The following is a 17628-nucleotide window of genomic DNA, read 5'->3' as shown; positions in this document are numbered from 1 at the left end:
TATATATTTTACACTATATATACACCAATGTAAAGTACGCTATTTTACTTACTTATCTTTACGAATCGCTCATACACCCCGCGCATATCCGGTTCAATCCTAGATAACGCCTCCTCTTTATAATTATCCGGAACGCCATAAAACGCTTCTGCAATTCCAGCTGCGATACAAGTTAACGTATCACAATCTCCACCTAGAGATACTGCGCATCGAACTACGTCTTCAAAATCAGTTCCTTCCAAGAAGGCTGTGATTGCTTCAGGAACTGTTTCTTGGCAGCTCTCTACATGTCGGTAAGTAGGGCGGATTTCATCTAGTGTTCTTGATAAATCATATCCAAACTCATCTACAATATATTTTCTAATCTCATCCTTTAATTTTCCTGTACGAGCCAGGAAAATTGCTGAAGCTGTAGCTTCTGCGCCTTTTATTCCTTCAGGATGATTATGAGTAACCTCTGCTGTAATCCGTGCTACTTCTCTTGTACGATCTATGGTGTCATAAAGCCATCCAACAGAAGATACACGCATAGCAGAACCATTGCCCCAGCTTCCATATGGGCCTTCATCCTCATGCTGTAACCAGCAAATAAATATGCCTCCATATCCAGCTTTTGGATACTTACGCCCCCAAGTCTTCATTGCCTTTATTACTTCACGCCTAATTGTTTCATTATCACAATTCAGGCCAGCTTTCATAGGACCAGCTTTCATAAGACCTGCCTTCATGAGGCCATCTGCTACGGCAATTGTCATAACAGAATCATCTGTATATTCAGACTCATCTATGAATAATGGGCCAAAATCCTTTATTTTCTCACCGCGATCAAATTCATAAGGACTGCCGACAATATCTCCAATAATTGCACCAATCATTATCTTACCCTCCTTCCGTTCTTCTTCCCGTTCTTCTTCCCGCGCTTCTCGTAATCACGGTCAATGTCTGCTTTCCATGCTCCACCTGCAAATGTCATAGCCATATCCGCGGCTTTGCATTTTCTTACTCGTGTTACGGCAGCTTCAAGAACCTGATAATTAAGGGCTGTTCCTAGTTCATCACAATTATAATTTGCTGCTCTGTCTTTACTAATGCCCATATTTTCTGCAACTTCTATAGCATCAATATTGGCTCCTAGGAAAATGAATTCCCAGTGATACTTTTCTTGCTGACGCTTGATTTGTCGCTTAACATCCTTGAAGGAATAATGTCTGCTTGCATTTTCCAAACCATCTGTTGTAATAACAAACAAGGTCTTAGCCGGTCTATCCTCTTCTCTTGCATACTTATGAACATTACCGATATGATGAATTGCTCCACCTACCGCATCCAAAAGTGCAGTGCAGCCGCGAACATAATAATCTTCTTCTGTAAGCTTCTTTACTTCACCAATAGCTACTCTGTCATGAATTACATCTGTTTCATCATCAAAAAGAACGGTGGAAACAATAGCCTCCCCTTCTTCTTTCTGCTGCTTAGCAATCATAGAATTAAATCCACCAATAGTATCAGATTCAAGTCCGCTCATAGAGCCACTTCTGTCAAGAATAAATACGATTTCTGTTAAGTTTTCTCTCATAACGATTACCTCCGTAATTAGCTTATTTGCTTGTTTCTGAGGTAATTATATCTTGATATTAATTTTTACCGGTCACTTGCCAGGCGACATTTACTAGACTTGCGTACCAAGCAGTTGTTCTCCATGTTCAAAAAGAGCTAGATTGATTTCATATATGTCATAAGCTTTCTTCTCGATAAAGTACTGCACTATAACATCCTGCTTACTGCATGGAGACAATGCTAGTCCTGCTCTTGAAAGAAGATCCTTTGTATCATCTAAATTCAATTCTAGGGCTACTGCTAAAGCAAGAGCTGTGGATTTACTAGGATTCTTTGTAGTTCCACATTTAAGCTTAGAAAATGCCTTTCTATCAAGATTCGCCTTCTTTTGAACCTCAACATCAGTAAGTCCTTTTGCATCAGCAAATGAAAAAACAAGTTCCATAAAGGTTTTGTCCAGATTATTTACAACATCGTCTAGGCTTCTTTCTTCCTCTAATATCGGTGCTGATAGGCACACATCAGAAAGCATTTCCTCTTCATCTTTACGTGCAGCCTTATTTGCTTTTGAAAATGTTGGAGCAGCGCCATTAGAAGCTAATCCGCCTGCAAAAGATTCAGACCTCTGTACAACCCTTTCATTTCTTCCATTTGAATCAGGATATTCTTCTTGATTCTTTTCTTCTACATAATTGTCATTGATATACTCATCTATATCCCCATACAATTCAGAAGACAAGGAAACTGATTTTTCATCAAAAACAACAAGGTAAATATCCATATCACTCTCCGACATGAATGCTTCAATCTCTGACAGCGCTATCCTTAGAGCAATACCTTTAGGAAATCCGTAGCTACCTGAAGCTAAAAGCGGTATTGCAAGACTTGAGATATTGTTATTAACCGCAACATCAAACACGCTTCTATAGCATTTTCTAATAATATCTTCCTCACCAGCTTTACCGCCTTGCCAAGCGGTTCCCACTGTATGAATGATGAATTTTGCTGATAGATTATAACCATCAGTAATGACAGATGTACCTTTATAAATAGCACCTATCTCATGACGTTTTGCTAAAAGTTTATCTTTACCAGCCGCTTCATAGACAGCACTATCAATCCCTGCACCATATCCTGGCATAGGGTTTGCTGTATTTACTATGGCATCAACTTGCATTTTTGTAATGTCGTTTCTAACTATTTGAAATGGCATAGATAATACCCCCTAATTATTAATGAGCCTTGCTTAAACCTTTATTTAATCCTTATCAAAATCTATCTGCCAAAAACCCATATCCAACACTTTCATTTGCGGATATAGTAACCCACATACTTTTGTTACTTCCTAATTGAAATTATAACATCTCGAACGAATGTTTGCAATAATAATCTATAAAGTATCAAAAACATCTGACAGCCGCTAAAATCGTACACTCCATCTTTTATGATTCTAATGGTAACAAAACGGCTGTCCCTATATTAGGACAGCCAACCTACAATTCTGATTTTAAACATTTTGTGCCAATATTGCTTCATAAACCTTCCGTGACTCAACTGGAATATACTCACCATTCATTGTTACTCCACCACCAAATAATCCAAATAGTTCTTTTGAGGTCATTGCATCTAGCTGTAATTCTTTGTTGGAAAGAATTCTATCTAGATTTGATGCCACCTTATCTGTCAAATACTGTTCTGAAACATCTATCCTACGTGAATATTCTTCTTCGCTTTCATCATTATGCTTTATCTGCGCATTACTCATAATTCTTATTTCATTTGCAATTTCAAGCATATGAAATAAGATTTTCAGGATATGTTGCTTCGCTTCCTTCTCATCCATTTCGATATAAAAGCGTTCAAAAGCTTCATCTATCTGAGAAGAAACACTTATTAGTTCAGTTGAAATCTCCACCTTTTTATTCTGTTTCGTCTTAGTTTTTTCTTCTCCCTTAAAAAAAGCAATCGCATCATTACCTTTTTCTTTTATCCATGGCCAAGCAGTTCTTTTCCACCATGGAGTCACCTTCTTATCTATAAGCCATACCGCTCCAGCTACAATTGCAGCTCCTAAAGCTTCACCTATTGCTTGTGCTATACGTTCTTCTTCCGGAGATAATTGAACCTGCCTCTCTTCATATGGAATAGGCTCATAATTATATGAGTTATCTTCTATTTCAATCTCTTCCCATTCAACAATATCCGGATTCTTATTATCTGCATCACGGGATTGCCCTCTAACTCTTTCTGGATTCTTTGAAGAACGCACTAAATGATCTCCATCCTTTAATATTGGTTTATAGTATTTTTCTCCCATTTGATGCCACCCCTCTTAATCTTCTACAAATGTGTTTTTATTTTCTAATTGTTCAGACATCACCCTTGCAATATCTACAAATTGAGCCATAGACTCTTTATTTATTAGCTCCCTAGATTTTTCATAAGGAGAATATTGCAAAATTTCAAGCAGCTCATCTTGAAATCTCACAGCTGTATCCTTAACCTTTTCTTCTAGCGACTCCCAGCCACAATCCATTTCTCCATCCCACAAATATTCAGTCATTATTCATCCACCATTTCTATTTATTCATCCAAATACATTAAAACTCAATCTGTAATGAAAACAAATTAATCACATTCAATAACCATGCTTTACTGTTCTTGTCAAACGTCATAATTCCAATTTCTTTTTGATATGAATTGGATTTATCATAATTAAAAATCGCTTCATATATCTCTGTTAATCGCTGGTTAAAATCCACTTCATTTGCGGCATTATTACCAGTTTTAAAGACTTCATTTTGTTTAAGCATAAAATGATCTACTAAATCTTTATTATCACCTTCGTATACTTCAAGCATAAATGATGCTTCGTTACCATCAATGAACTTTCTATATTTCTTAATGTCTGCCATTCTTAATCCAATAATCAAAGGCGCAACATTAGCCATCATAAAAAACTTTGCCCTATCTTCTTCCGAATTCGATCTATTTTTATAAAACCTATTATTATAAATTGCAATTTTTATGATTTTTGCAAATCTCTCAGTCTGCCTCATACTAAAATCAAGCTTTGATACCACAACTTTACAAACAGATGACACTAAATCATTGGATGCAAAACAAATAGAGTTAAAATACTTATCTACATCTATCATCGGAATATCTATCGTTAAGTCAAAAAAACGATCCAAGTACTCAGTCGAACTGAATCCATCACCATAAAAACGTTTTATTGTATGCTGGAGCTCATCAATATTTACAGAAAAAACATAAGTAACATTTTCGTTACTAAAATAGTGTTTTATACGCTCCAAAAGGTTAACTGCATAATCTGGGCGACAACGATCTAATTCATCAATAAAAATAACCAAACGATTTCCACGTTCCTTTATAACGTCTGATATAAATTCAGCAACCCGTTCATGAACAAGCTGCTGTGTAGAAATTTCTTCTAAATAATCTTTACTATCAAGAGAGTCTAAAAACTTTTCAATATTAACACCGGTCGTTTTCTCGATAAAAGGATTTACAACCCCTTTTATAATATCCTTAAACTCAGGCTTACCTTTTATCTCATCCTTTAAATCAAGTTGATTAATAATCTCATAAACAAGTGATAATACCGGATCTTTTGCATTATCATTCATCCAAGCATCGTAATAAACTGGTAACACTGGAACAAATTCCTGGTCAATTTCAGCCTTATGATTTTTCCAAGATAAAATATTTTTTACCTCATTATAGTATTGTCTATTTTCAAAAAATGGATTCTCTGCTTCGAGCAATAACTTAGCTTGTTTAACAAAAAAAGTTTTTCCTGTTCCCCATCTACCATTTACTGCAAGTGACACACTGTCATCGATAGTATTTAATAAATCTAAAAATCTGTATAAATATATATTTCTAAAAAGTGAATCATGTAATAAAGTTTCTTTAATATTCTCATTTGTATCTCTTAACTCATATGATTCCATTATTTTTCTCCCTCCCAAAATAATAATTGTTATAGATAAAACTGCTCTCGCTGCTTAAGAATACTAATATAGTTATCTATAAGCTTAAGAACATCGAATTGCTCATCTCCAGGATTATGCGACCATGGATTAACTAAACCACATAAATCTATAATCTTATCCTTATCAATTTCACCACCAAAAAACATATGTAAATGCTCGCGCGCTATCCAATGACGCATTGTTTCCATGATACATTGCACCTATTTCTTACTGGTTAATTCCTTAAGCCTACGCAATAAGCATAGAAAAATTCCACATTCTTTCGGTCCTAAATGATACATATAATCCCAATGTGTTAAACCTCTCCAATATGAAAATGCACCTGAACCGATAACTTCAATATCATCTATATCAGCTACAGCTTCTTTTAAACCTTCGCCATAAGGAGTCTTACATCCTCTCTTCTTGCATTCAAAAACAAACTTTTCTCCGCAATCCATCTGAAAGCCTAAAGACTCACACTCACGTCCAAATCCATCTTCAAAGTCTTTACTTGAATCAGGATTCTTGAAAAATCTCTCCCACGCTTCAGCAAAAAGAAAAACCGCTTTTTTCCCTTCATAATCAGGAGCTGTAGAACCATCGAAAGCTCATAATCCATATACAGGAATATATCTTCTGATTAATCTGGTAACATCAACATTATTTTCATCTCCATAGGCATGTGAATATACACCTCCGATAAGAGACCCTGATATTCTCCTCTTTGTATCATTTGAATACCTGATTTCCAAATCATAAGATCCAACGTCTGTTACAAAAGACATATTCTCTGAAATATTATCTATTAAGCGTAAGAGAAACTCTGTCTTCCATTTATCAATGCTTGTCTGCTTCTTACGGCAATAGTCCTTACTATTACAATACTGCTGATAATTTCGTGCAGAAAACCATACTCTTCCCGTTGAAGAAATAGTAATATATTGTTCGACTTCATCATCAGCACCAGGCTCATGTCCATAACAGATATTGTTGGACACGATACGGATATTCTTAATTTCATCTACCATAAAAGCATCACCCCTTCAAAAACTTTTCAGAGAGCAGGCATATTATTTTAAAAAAACTATATTCCTAGTTCTTTTAACCTTTTTTCTGCTGCTTTATGATATTTTAACCAATCCCATATGCTAATACATTTTCTTAAAGCAGAATTATTGGGATTATCTACCTTTTTTTCTTCATCAAGCAGAGTACTATCATCATCTATTGCTCGAACCAAAACTCGATATAAATCATCAACATCAATCTCATCTGGATCTAATAACGGAACTAAACTAAGTACTTGACTTAATTTATGGTTCTCATAGTAATACATTAGTGATACATCTAAATGACGATATCCGTCTCTCTTAATCTTTTTTCTGTTTTCTTCAGTCCTGAAATCATCAATTGATTTTACTAACGATTTCTTTGCTCTATCGCTAATATTATCCTTATCGTTGCACTGTGACACCATTCTACAAACAGGTAATTTTGAACTTCCATTATACAAATCTGGAATCGTTTTCTTCAAAATCAGATCAGATTTTAAATTAGTATTTCCAAGACCTAAAACATATCTATATAGCTGATTAAGATTTAATCCACTATACCCTGTATCACCAAATTTTCCATACACTCCAATTCCTACAACAAACTCAATATCCGGATTATCATTATCCAATTCTGTTGCCACGAATAGTTTTTCAGTAGGTTTATTTGTCGCAACTAATTCATACAACTGCTGCTTAATTCGTCTTAAGTTACGAACTTCATATTTTGCATGAATTGAATGAATTGCATTATACAATATAGCGTAATCTTTAATGCAAAAGCTCTGCATTGTTATACTTTTCTGATTATCAAAGCTAAATATACGCTCTTTTATTTCGTCGTCACCATCCGTATTATTCCACTCAATAAAAATCAGCCTATTTTTTAATTGCTGCAATTGCTCATCTTCAAGACAATCTGTAATTGATTCTAGTATTTTCCGAATATTTGTATCCGTAAGACTATATCCAATAAAAATAATCGGATGCTCCAAAAAAATAGTCAGGAGTTTAGCACTAAGGTATTTTTGCTTATCCATAAACTCTTGATAATCATTTTTATTAATTACCAAAGACTCCGGTTTAGTACAACAACCATGAATTTTGTATAACTCTGCCAACTCAATTGTTTTAGAAAACATTAATTCACTTTGACCAACATATTTTTGAAAAGAGTCCCCAAGTATTTTTTCAAAAAACAAGTCGTAGTTTGTTGTAATAATACAACTTATGTTTTTCTCAGTAATTTCTTTTAATGATTCTATTTCTTTTGAATATGATGAGGTTGTCTTGCCACTCTTCGTGTTAAAATAGTCAGCCATTGCAATTTTAAAAGGTGAAATCTTGGCATCAATTTCATCTTTATATTTTTCTCTTTGACTCTCAAACTCTTCATTTTCAAACCAAACTTTATTGAATTCTTTCTCTATAAAATCAGCTACTCTTGGAAGCAATAAACTTTCGTCCTTCAATGAATCATCATTTTTTGCCTCATTGTAATAATAAGAATACGGCTTACTCAAATACTCAGCAAAATGCTTTAACAATCCTTCCCAATCCGGAAGATTAAGATATCTCCTTGATAAACCTGATCCAACAAATAAAACAGGCAGTGTTGGTGTTTCATTTAGCAAATCTATTATTTGTTTTTTTATATCTCCCATGTTTCCTCCCAATACTTGATTATACTAGCAATATTTTGAAACTATATTATTAGCCTAAAAACTAAATTTGATCAGACAACCATTTTTCAGTTACTACCTTAGGTGAATGCGGACTGAATGTATCATTTCCATTCACACCATTCAAATCACTATTATTACAGCTAATCTTTGGTTCAGTGCAGCTTACTATCTCCACCTTAAGAACATAATAAAAATCTGCAAATCTTTCTTTACCATCATTATAACAACTCTCTGTCAGCAAGTCATCAAGCTGTTTTTTTGAAACCAATTCCATTGATTTTATAATTCCTTACTCTATTTCATAAGTACCTGTAGCATTAATATCATTCTGTTAAAAGCGAATATACTTTGCTTTTCCTATATCTTCATGATGTGAATACACTTATTCACCCTTGGTTGCATAGTAATAAAAAACAAAAGTCTTGCCTTTAGATAAAAGCCAACTTTGACATAACTACTTCTCATAATTCTCTAATACATAATTCAACATATCCAATGCAGATTCCTTCTTTGCCTGCTTCTTTGAGGAAGACTCTGCATCAAAGTAATATTCAACCTCTTCAATATAACACTCCACATGCCAAACGGGATTACCATTCTCATCATGGTGTTCTTCAGCAACATATTCTGGCAAAGAAAAATAACCTCTACGTGCAAGTGTTTCAAGTTGATTAATTGCCATATTCAGTGATGGCTCATCAATTTCATCCTGAATCGTACAAAGCATATTATTTTCATCTAAATAATCATAGATTGCTTTCGCAGCTTCTTCATGAGCTTTTACTTTAGATGTTCCATGTCCAACAGCCTTTTTTACTCCATCCACCTGAACATAACAAGTAAATTTTTCATTCATCATTGGAGCATGTGGATTTAACAAACCAGGACTCATGGTATAAAATCCGTAATTTTCTTTGAATTCTCTTTCAGGTAATTCTCCTGTTCTTCGAAGACTCCAATCTTGTACTTCTTGGATATAGTTAATCTCATTGTCAAAGATTAAAGCCTCAGGATTAAGCATTAGTTCTATCACATCCTGTAATACTTTTAAATCATAATTTGAATCAATAGCTACAGCACCAAGAATTGCCTCGAATAAGTCCTCCATTACAGAAGGAGAATTCTCAACGTGATTCTTTCGATCGCCCTCACCCATAATTAGGTAATCAGCTAATCCAAGGTCATCAATACAATTTGCAAGTGTATCCTTTTCAACAAGACGCTTCTTAATCTCAGTGAGCTTATTCTCTTGATATTCAGATGCAAACTCATGAAAGTCTCCGCTCGTTATAGAGCCAAATTCTTCTGAGAGAATTTTTACAACAATCAAATCTAAAACCTTGTCTCCTATAAACTCAAGGACCTCGTTATTTTCTCCGCCCTTTTCCTTAGAATAAGACCTTCTAATAAATGCTTGCTGTAGCAAGTCACTGTTATGGAATTCATAACCAATGATTTTTTGGATAGCAGAAATATCGTTTCTATCCATAATAGACACCTCCTTTTTCTATAAGAAGGCATAATAATAGCCTGGCATTTTGATATCACCAAAAGACTTGCCAGACCTAATAAGATTAAATTAAATTCTTTGCTTCAAACTATTTACTAATGCCCACTTGCATAAACACTAATAAATAAACAGATACATTGTCTTCAATTTAAACTATTATGCCTTACAACATCTACGTTATTATTATACTATTTACTTATTTTCCTTACAACAGAAAACGCAGAGCCACCTAAGACTCTGCGCATTACATCAAACTCTCTTACTCTTCAAAATAACTATTCATTTTTATATAGTGCAGGTATTCTCGATATAGGTCCATGAATATTTCATCAATTAAAACTAATATTGCAAACCAAAAGAAATAATTCCTAGAATACTCTGTTTCATTTTTTAAGCTCTCAAGCTCAGGTAAATTCTGCTGATATGATAAAGTATTATGTGCAATTCTGTTCCTATGACGATATAAATCATCTTTGTAATATGAACATAAACGGGATTCAAATAGTTTTACAGTTTTATCTGAATCTTTAGGGACAATCCAGTACTGATCACGAAACTGATTATTACACCTAGTAAAGGAGGCATATTCACGCTGTTTACAGTATTTAACATTTGTATCATCTAAAATACTTTGTACTTTACCTCGGGGATCAATGCCATTTTTTGTCTTCTTCTCAACAATATCTTTTTTACTCTTTCGAGAATAGCGAGCTATTTCGCCTAATAAAGCATTATAAACCGTCTGCTTCGATTCATATGTAGAATATGTACCTCTATTCTTTACATCTTCAAGGAAGCTTCTTCGATAATCATATCCATTAGTAGCTAATTCCCAATCTATGCACTTCATTTTTTGTTCTTGAAATCCTGTCATCTTAGTAAATGTTGACTGAAGAATATAATCCCACAACGGATATGTCTCAATTCCTGAATCTAATCCAGAGGTTGCTGCTATCATTTCCTCAAGAACACTCGTGATAGGCGTTAAAATAAAAGATTCATGCTTACTCATGATGCAAACTCCTCACAAATATCTATTGATTCTTGGATGCGAAGTTTTAAATGCTTCAAAGCACTTGGATTTTTATGATGTAATCGTTCTCCCTTAAATAAATTACTTTTATCTTCTATTTTTTTGCGCATATCTTCATATTTTTCGGATTCAATATTTTTATCTTCAAAAATCGTAATATAAACAAGTCCAAACATATATAAATCCAAAGTAATAATTGAATCATATGGTTTTAGCAGATTCATCCCCTCAATTATTGTCTTTAGCTTTTCCATTCTAGATTCAAACTGTAGATTTGGAATAATATCAGCAAGTTTCTTGAATTCTTTTGTCTCCTCACCGTCTACCGCTGCGTAAATAAAATTCTCATAGTAACTCTCCATTATTTTTGTAAATCCACGTGCCACTTTATCTGGACCATTATTTTTAGCATATTGTGAAAGCATAGATAAATATCTCACAAAATCCATTTTACCATCATTAACTGTAATTTTTTTTGAAAACTCCGGCGAAAAAAGCCCCACCAAATCCTTGTTTAGGTAATATAAAGCTTCCCTACTTTCGATAGGAAGAAGCTTCTTACCTTCAATATTTATGCTTCTAAAAACTTTAGAGTAAAACTTCTGCTGCTCCCTATCATCTTCTGTTCCAGGAACAATAAATGAAAAACCTAAATAACTCTTATTAAAGGACGATAAGCTTACTGTTGTGTTTAACTCTTCATAGCCTTCAGCAATTGCTGCATCGTGTATCTCTGATCTATCACGTAACTTACTTTTTCTTATCAAATCTAGCAGCTTATTAAAATTCCAATTTATAAAATCAATATCCTCTTCATTTTCATCATCATTTTCATTAGCTAAATCTACATCTTTTGCACTTACTTTATATGCATCTCTATTCGGAAAAACCCTTAGATAATGAAGCAAAAGACTTGTTAATCTTTGTTGACCATCAAGAATCAAATTCTGTTTTTCTTTGTTTTCGACATAGCTACCAATAGTAACTGGTGGAACAAATTGATTTTCTACAAGTGCATTAACTAATGATTGCGATTGTTCCTTATCCCACACAAAATATCGCTGATAAGGAGGAAGAACTATATTTCCCGTTAATATCAAATCAATCCAATGCTGTAATGTGTACTCCCCATAATATACTTTGTTTTTATCTGCCATAATAATCTAGTAATTGTTTTTAACAACTTCTCCTTTTATTTTTCTTTTAATGCTATTCTCTGCGAATGATTCGGTCTATCAATTACTACCTCTTCCATTCCAAGCTTTTCTATTAAATCAAGAAGATTAGCCAGCATCTGCTTAACATCTCTTCTATATGGTTTTGGATCTGTAACCAACGCATTATGTAGCTTTTCAGTTACTGCCCCAAAGTACATCTCACCATCATTTTCTTTCACAATCTTCAGTAGCCAAAGATATGCATTACTCCATCTGAATACTTCTTTAAAGGCATTCAAATCTCCCGAAAAGGTATAATCCAAGAATGAAAAATACTCGCCTTCAACAAAGTTAAACTCTTCCGGAAGCTCATAAGAAAATAGTGTGTTAACACTTGGATTAAAGCGATTTGTTATTTCTGTATTCCAGCTATGGCTCTTCTGTTTCTCTGCTGGTTCAATTGAATCAAATTGCTGTTTCATCTTAGTAATCAATTCACCATCTACAGGAATTGCATCATCAAACAAGCCATTAATCTTTTCTATATCCTCAAGTTCAACATCAATGAATGTTGCCATTTCCATATTGCCTGCTTTACCAATATTTAAACCAGAGTTGGTAGCATTTGCACTACCAACTAATCCACGCTTATTATCAACAATATAGGTTTTTGCATGTAAATCAAAACGTAAGAACACATTCCATCCATGCTGTACTCCGTACTCTAAGATTTCAAAATCAGTACTTCCCTTTAGAACATCATCAAGCCGAAAACGAACGAGAAGTCTTCTGTTATTTACACTACTAGAAATAACTGAGTCCAACTTTTCAAAAGTATTCTTTTTGCAATATGCAGTTATAATCTGTACGGAGTTTTCCGCATTCTTAAGTTCATCAATTACAGCATTTATAATCTCGTTTGAAAATAGAATCGCCATATGCCACCTCAATTATCAATGCCAAGAAACTCTGATAAGTACTTGTTTAACTTAAAATTCCATTCGTCCATAAGTTTTTTATATGTCGGTCTCTTCTCTGGAGCTGCTTCATCTATAGTTCTTACAAATGAAGCTAACAAAAGATCAAATGCTAATTTTGCTTCATCTGACATATTTGTCACATAATTATCATAATATAAACTTCCAGTATTAATCGTACATATACATATTCCTGTATCGACACTCATTGTGAAAAGGTTATTTGTATACTGCGATACATCTTCTTCTCTAATTACGACTTTCTGAAATAATATTTGTTCTTTTTCTTCTTCTGCTGGAGCTTCATTACCTCTCTCATGCAGAATATCTTCAGCGGCTTTTTTTAATTCCTCGTCAGTTTTTGTATTTCTTATATCACCACTTTCAGTTGGAACTTGTGAACCTTCTTCTGCTTTTGTTGCAGTTTCCTCTGCCGGACTTGTTGTTGACGTATTACTTCTAGAGCCTTTACGTAAGGCTTTATTTCTCTTAGCCATTTCAGCAATCTTATCTGTAATAATCTTTTCAAGTTGAAGCCAAACAGGCTTATACTCTTCCTCTTCGTAGTCAGCACCATCTAGCTTTATTAATTCAACGTGTTGCTTGTTATTTGCAACTTTAAACACCTGATCAAGATCTCTATCAAACGCTATTTCACATCCCCACCATCTATGGTATGGACTATTTTTGTCACTATAAAAATCAAATTGACCAAAATCAATTTCTCGTCCTTCTCTGACAACAGAAATACCCTCTAGCTTTCCTACATATTCTCCCATTTTAGTATTACCAGGATTTGGATTTGTCATATGATCCATATCATAAAACTTCTTTTTTACAATAGAAAAAGTTAATTTTACTTCTCCTTCTTTTGCTGTTTTAGATTCTCTATCCCAGTATTTAATAGTCTGATGAACTACTCCATCAGGGCAGAACTCCGTCGCATATGGTTCAAAAATAGGCTCAGAACCTTCTACAAATTTCTTCTTTTGTAATTGTTCCGGATTATTAGGATTACCAAGCACAATATTATTAGGCATTAAAAATAAAGGATCATTAGGTATTACTTTCTCATTGTACTGATCCTTTGTGTCATGGATTAAATAAATATTTGATTTTCCATCACAAATCAAATGCCTATATTTCTTTCCAAAAGAAAATTCTAATCGCTTAAAAAGCGCATTAACCGTACTAGGAACAACATTATCGCAATTCTTCCATAGCACTAAAGTCCCATGCTCAGAAAAATCAAACGTGGACTCGCATAACTGCAATCCTTCTCTTAAATATTTCTTGTACTCTTCTGGAAGTTCTTTCTTTTCTGCAGGTTTAATTTTTAATTGCTCTCCCTTAGAGACCATATCAATATCAAGAAAAGCACTATAACAATTATCTATTCCGCCCTGCCATGAATAAACTTCTACTCTAGGACATGCATACATTGATGATTGTGGTAAACCTACACCAAATTTACCCATTCCTTTTGCACTTCTTCTCGTACCATTTCCAAATCTAAGACATCCCTGAACCCATTCAGGAGACATACCCGTACCATCATCTAAAAATGCTACTTCATATACCTGACTTCGTTTTCCATATGATGGAACACGATCTTTAATAATAACAAGAACATTTTTCGCTTCAGCCTGAATAGAATTATCGACAATCTCAGCCATCGCACTTTCTATATCTTTATAGCCAGAATTTCTAAGTGCATCGCCGTAATCGCTAATATTAATAATATCCATCTCCTCAGCGGCAGATGTAAAAGCAGTTACAGTATCCATTTTCATTCCTCCTAATTCCAATACTCACTAAAATAATTAAATGCTTGAGATTCGTTTGTAAAACGCTCCAAATTATCTTCAATATCGATAAGTTCGCAGTATTCATTACCACCCATCTGAGGGCCTCTTAACCCCCTACCTAACATCTGACTATATAAGACAACTGAGTTAGTTGGCCTCGTGATAAATACACACTGAATATTTGTTGCATCAAATCCGGTCGTAAGGACTTCGTAGTTTATAAGGATATTCAAATCATCATCTTTATCTTTAAATCTCGAAATAAAATTTCTACGTTCCACAGGATCCATATCACCAAATACATGACCATTTTTTATTCCCTGCATTGTAAGAGCAGCCGATAGCATCTTTCCATGCTCTACTGAACAAGCAAAAACAATGGTAGGTTTATGCATATTGTTCAAATCAATTAATTTGTTTACAATAACTGCATTTCTCTTTTTATTCATTGCAATAATCCTAAGAAAAGCTTCTGTAACATCTCTGTATCCATTGCTAGTCATATGCACTTTAAGCTTAGAGATTTCGTCTTTAGTTAAATCTCCATATTGTAAAGGTGTTCGCTTTAACTTCGACAGAATACCTCTTTTCTGAAAATATTTAATTATATCCTTCTCTGGTGTGGTATTATCAGCCTCAACCTTCGAAAGATTTAACTGATTAAGGATACTGGTATCAATATCTATAATTTTGTTATCAAACATTGCTTGAAATAATGCAGTTTCTGTATCTCCTGTTCGTCCTGGAGTGGCAGTTAACCCAATCAATGCTTTTGAAAATCCTACATAAGCCATCAACCTATCTATAGCTTTCTTTGTCTCCTTTGCACTTGCACGATGCGCTTCATCTACAATAACGATATGTGCTTTATTTGTAATAGTTGAAAACAAATCTGGATTATTATTCATTAATGAAGTCAGTTTTTGAATACCAATAAACATAAATCCATTATCTAATTCTGCTTCATTAACATCATACCTATCCCAAAGCTTATATGTTTTAACATTTCCCTGACCGATATGATGCCAGACATTACAAAATGTATCAAACGCTTGATCTAATAATTCCTTTGTATGCGCAATCCATACAACCAAACCTTCTCCATTTTGCTTAAATACATACTGATTAATTATCGTATGCATTGCCGTTTTTGTTTTACCTGTACCAGTCGGCATTCTTACGAGCATTTTAGGTAAATCATTATCTGAATTCACATACGTAAGAATCTTTTGTTTTATGATAAATTGATAATCTAATAGTTCAAAAAACCTATCATATGCTGCAATACTTTCAATAGATGCTCTAGTATCTTCGGCTTTTTCAAAATATGCATGATCAATACCTAGGTCATCTAACACTTTATACGATAGAGCATTCTTCCCCCATGTTGAATTTGACATTGCCTCAATAACAACAGCAACATCATCATTTTCATGTCCTGGTAAAAGCACTCTATATTCTAAAATCTTTTCTGGCTCAAACGCCTTATACAATCGAGTTCTAAAAGAAGGATTTTCAAGAATCTTATTTCCATAAACAGAACGAATCATATTAATCAGGTTTTCTTCTGAATAAATCTGCTCACCTTCTGGTAGCCATTCCACCAGCAAATCTGCTAGGTCCGTTCCAAGATACTGCTTAAGCTCGATTATATTGAAATTATACATATAGTACTCTAATCGATCCATTAATTACCCCCTATAATATCACATAAAGCCTTTATTAGCTCATCTATATCATCTCTAGTAGAATACTGTCCTAATCCAACGCGTATTGTACCTAATGTTGGTTCGTCCTTCAGATACTTATGTATATACGGAGCACAATGATATCCCGTTCTAACTGCAATATCAAAGTCCTCATCGAGTATCATTCCTACATCCTCTGATTTATAACCATCAACAATAAATGAGGCAACCGCTACTTGTAAATTATTTGAAGGATATTCAATAACACGAACACCTTCTATCGTACCAAGACGTTCCAATAAATACTCTGTAAGCTTCATCTCTTTTTTATAATTACTATTTTGGTTTAAATCTGTTAATGCAGCGTTTAATCCATATATTGCAACTATATTGCTGCTAGCCGCTTCATAATGAGATTCTGCTCCAGTAGGCATATCCAAATTTAATGAATCGCTTCCTGTTCCACCTGTAATAAAAGTAGAAAGTGGTACGCCTGAAACATTAATAAATCCACCAATACCTAAAGGGCCATATAAAGTTTTGTGACCTGCAAAAGCAATAATATCGACTTTTATTAAAGATACTGATATATCAATCAATCCTAGCGATTGTGCCGAATCAAGCACTGTAATAGCATCATATTTCTTTGCCTCTGAAAAGATTTCTTCAACTGGTAAAACATATCCAGTAACATTACTAACGTGTGTAGCAAACACAAACTCTGGTCGATCTTTCGTAAACTCATATTTCATCTTCTCTAAGTCAATTGAAAGATCTTCTTCATTTATAGGTAATTCTTTTACCAGTAAGTCTCTTTCGTTAGCTATTTTGTGTACTGTTCTTGCTACAGCATTATGTTCATACGGTGAAACATAAACTACTGCTCCCTTGCGCATATCTAATCCATTAATAATCTGGTTAAGTGCTATCGTTATTGATGGAGCAAAGACAACTGCAGCGGAAATATCAGCCCTAACTAAATTACGCAATTGCTGTTTTGTCTCGGTAATTATTCGATTTGCTTCTCTTGCAGCCTTATAAGATCCTCTTCCAGCATTTACTGCATATTCCCTATTTGCCCTATCCATTGCGTCATACACGGAATTAGGCTTTGGAAATGTAGTTGCTGCGTTATCTAAATAAATCATTACATCGCCTTT

General features: G+C 34.1%; 18 protein-coding genes. All 18 read right to left on the bottom strand.

Annotated elements, in window-relative coordinates; all coding sequences use genetic code 11:
- Window positions 1-44: 44 nt before the first annotated feature.
- The 18 genes from T537_RS0100275 to T537_RS0100190 all read right to left on the bottom strand — a co-directional run bounded on the left by T537_RS0100275 (window position 45) and on the right by T537_RS0100190 (window position 17616).
- On the bottom strand, window positions 45-875 hold the full coding sequence (locus T537_RS0100275; protein ID WP_031555421.1) for an ADP-ribosylglycohydrolase family protein: 831 nt from the start codon (window positions 873-875) through the stop codon (window positions 45-47).
- Complete coding sequence (locus T537_RS0100270) at window positions 875-1576, bottom strand: vWA domain-containing protein (RefSeq protein ID WP_031555419.1); 702 nt, start codon at window positions 1574-1576, stop codon at window positions 875-877. The genes T537_RS0100275 and T537_RS0100270 overlap by 1 nt, the downstream gene beginning before the upstream one ends.
- 93 nt (window positions 1577-1669) lie before the next feature.
- Window positions 1670-2770, bottom strand: coding sequence for a macro domain-containing protein (locus T537_RS0100265; protein WP_031555417.1), 1101 nt, complete (start codon window positions 2768-2770; stop codon window positions 1670-1672).
- A 294-nt stretch (window positions 2771-3064) separates the two neighbouring features.
- Window positions 3065-3874 (bottom strand): hypothetical protein, encoded by an 810-nt coding sequence (locus T537_RS0100260; protein ID WP_031555414.1) that lies wholly within the window; start codon window positions 3872-3874, stop codon window positions 3065-3067.
- A 15-nt stretch (window positions 3875-3889) separates the two neighbouring features.
- Complete coding sequence (locus T537_RS0100255; protein ID WP_031555411.1) at window positions 3890-4120, bottom strand: hypothetical protein; 231 nt, start codon at window positions 4118-4120, stop codon at window positions 3890-3892.
- Between the two features lie 37 nt (window positions 4121-4157).
- On the bottom strand, window positions 4158-5534 hold the full coding sequence (locus tag T537_RS12245) for a KAP family P-loop NTPase fold protein (RefSeq protein ID WP_051637117.1): 1377 nt from the start codon (window positions 5532-5534) through the stop codon (window positions 4158-4160).
- A 29-nt stretch (window positions 5535-5563) separates the two neighbouring features.
- Window positions 5564-5764, bottom strand: a complete 201-nt coding sequence (locus T537_RS12770; RefSeq protein WP_031555407.1) for a hypothetical protein — start codon at window positions 5762-5764, stop codon at window positions 5564-5566.
- A gap of 12 nt (window positions 5765-5776) precedes the next feature.
- A complete protein-coding gene (locus T537_RS0100240) occupies window positions 5777-6016 on the bottom strand; it encodes a hypothetical protein (protein WP_031555405.1) in 240 nt (79 codons plus the stop codon).
- A gap of 150 nt (window positions 6017-6166) precedes the next feature.
- Window positions 6167-6586: a hypothetical protein gene (locus T537_RS0100235; RefSeq protein WP_031555402.1), complete on the bottom strand. Its 420-nt coding sequence runs from the start codon at window positions 6584-6586 to the stop codon at window positions 6167-6169.
- A 56-nt stretch (window positions 6587-6642) separates the two neighbouring features.
- Window positions 6643-8274, bottom strand: a complete 1632-nt coding sequence (locus T537_RS0100230) for an SIR2 family protein (RefSeq protein ID WP_051637116.1) — start codon at window positions 8272-8274, stop codon at window positions 6643-6645.
- Window positions 8275-8335: 61 nt separating this feature from the next.
- Window positions 8336-8569 (bottom strand): hypothetical protein, encoded by a 234-nt coding sequence (locus T537_RS0100225; RefSeq protein ID WP_031555396.1) that lies wholly within the window; start codon window positions 8567-8569, stop codon window positions 8336-8338.
- Between the two features lie 180 nt (window positions 8570-8749).
- Complete coding sequence (locus T537_RS12240) at window positions 8750-9784, bottom strand: ribonuclease III domain-containing protein (protein ID WP_051637115.1); 1035 nt, start codon at window positions 9782-9784, stop codon at window positions 8750-8752.
- Between the two features lie 280 nt (window positions 9785-10064).
- Complete coding sequence (locus tag T537_RS0100215) at window positions 10065-10817, bottom strand: hypothetical protein (protein WP_031555389.1); 753 nt, start codon at window positions 10815-10817, stop codon at window positions 10065-10067.
- The gene (locus T537_RS0100210) at window positions 10814-11995 is read right to left on the bottom strand and encodes a DUF262 domain-containing protein (RefSeq protein WP_031555387.1); all 1182 of its coding nucleotides are present in this window, start codon (window positions 11993-11995) and stop codon (window positions 10814-10816) included. Before T537_RS0100210 ends, T537_RS0100215 begins: the two co-directional genes overlap by 4 nt.
- A 35-nt stretch (window positions 11996-12030) precedes the next feature.
- A complete protein-coding gene (locus tag T537_RS0100205) occupies window positions 12031-12933 on the bottom strand; it encodes a phospholipase D family protein (protein ID WP_031555386.1) in 903 nt (300 codons plus the stop codon).
- A gap of 8 nt (window positions 12934-12941) precedes the next feature.
- Window positions 12942-14759 (bottom strand): ATP-binding protein, encoded by a 1818-nt coding sequence (locus T537_RS0100200; protein WP_051637114.1) that lies wholly within the window; start codon window positions 14757-14759, stop codon window positions 12942-12944.
- Window positions 14760-14770: 11 nt separating this feature from the next.
- Complete coding sequence (locus T537_RS0100195) at window positions 14771-16468, bottom strand: DEAD/DEAH box helicase (protein ID WP_031555384.1); 1698 nt, start codon at window positions 16466-16468, stop codon at window positions 14771-14773.
- Window positions 16468-17616, bottom strand: coding sequence for an aminotransferase class V-fold PLP-dependent enzyme (locus tag T537_RS0100190; protein WP_031555382.1), 1149 nt, complete (start codon window positions 17614-17616; stop codon window positions 16468-16470). The genes T537_RS0100195 and T537_RS0100190 overlap by 1 nt, the downstream gene beginning before the upstream one ends.
- Between the last annotated feature and the right edge of the window lie 12 nt (window positions 17617-17628).

This window comes from Lachnospira multipara LB2003, assembly GCF_000702205.1.
GTDB lineage: Bacteria > Bacillota > Clostridia > Lachnospirales > Lachnospiraceae > Lachnospira > Lachnospira multipara_A.
The sequence above is the reverse complement of the archived record's forward strand: the minus strand, read 5'-3'. Positions and strand labels throughout refer to the sequence as shown.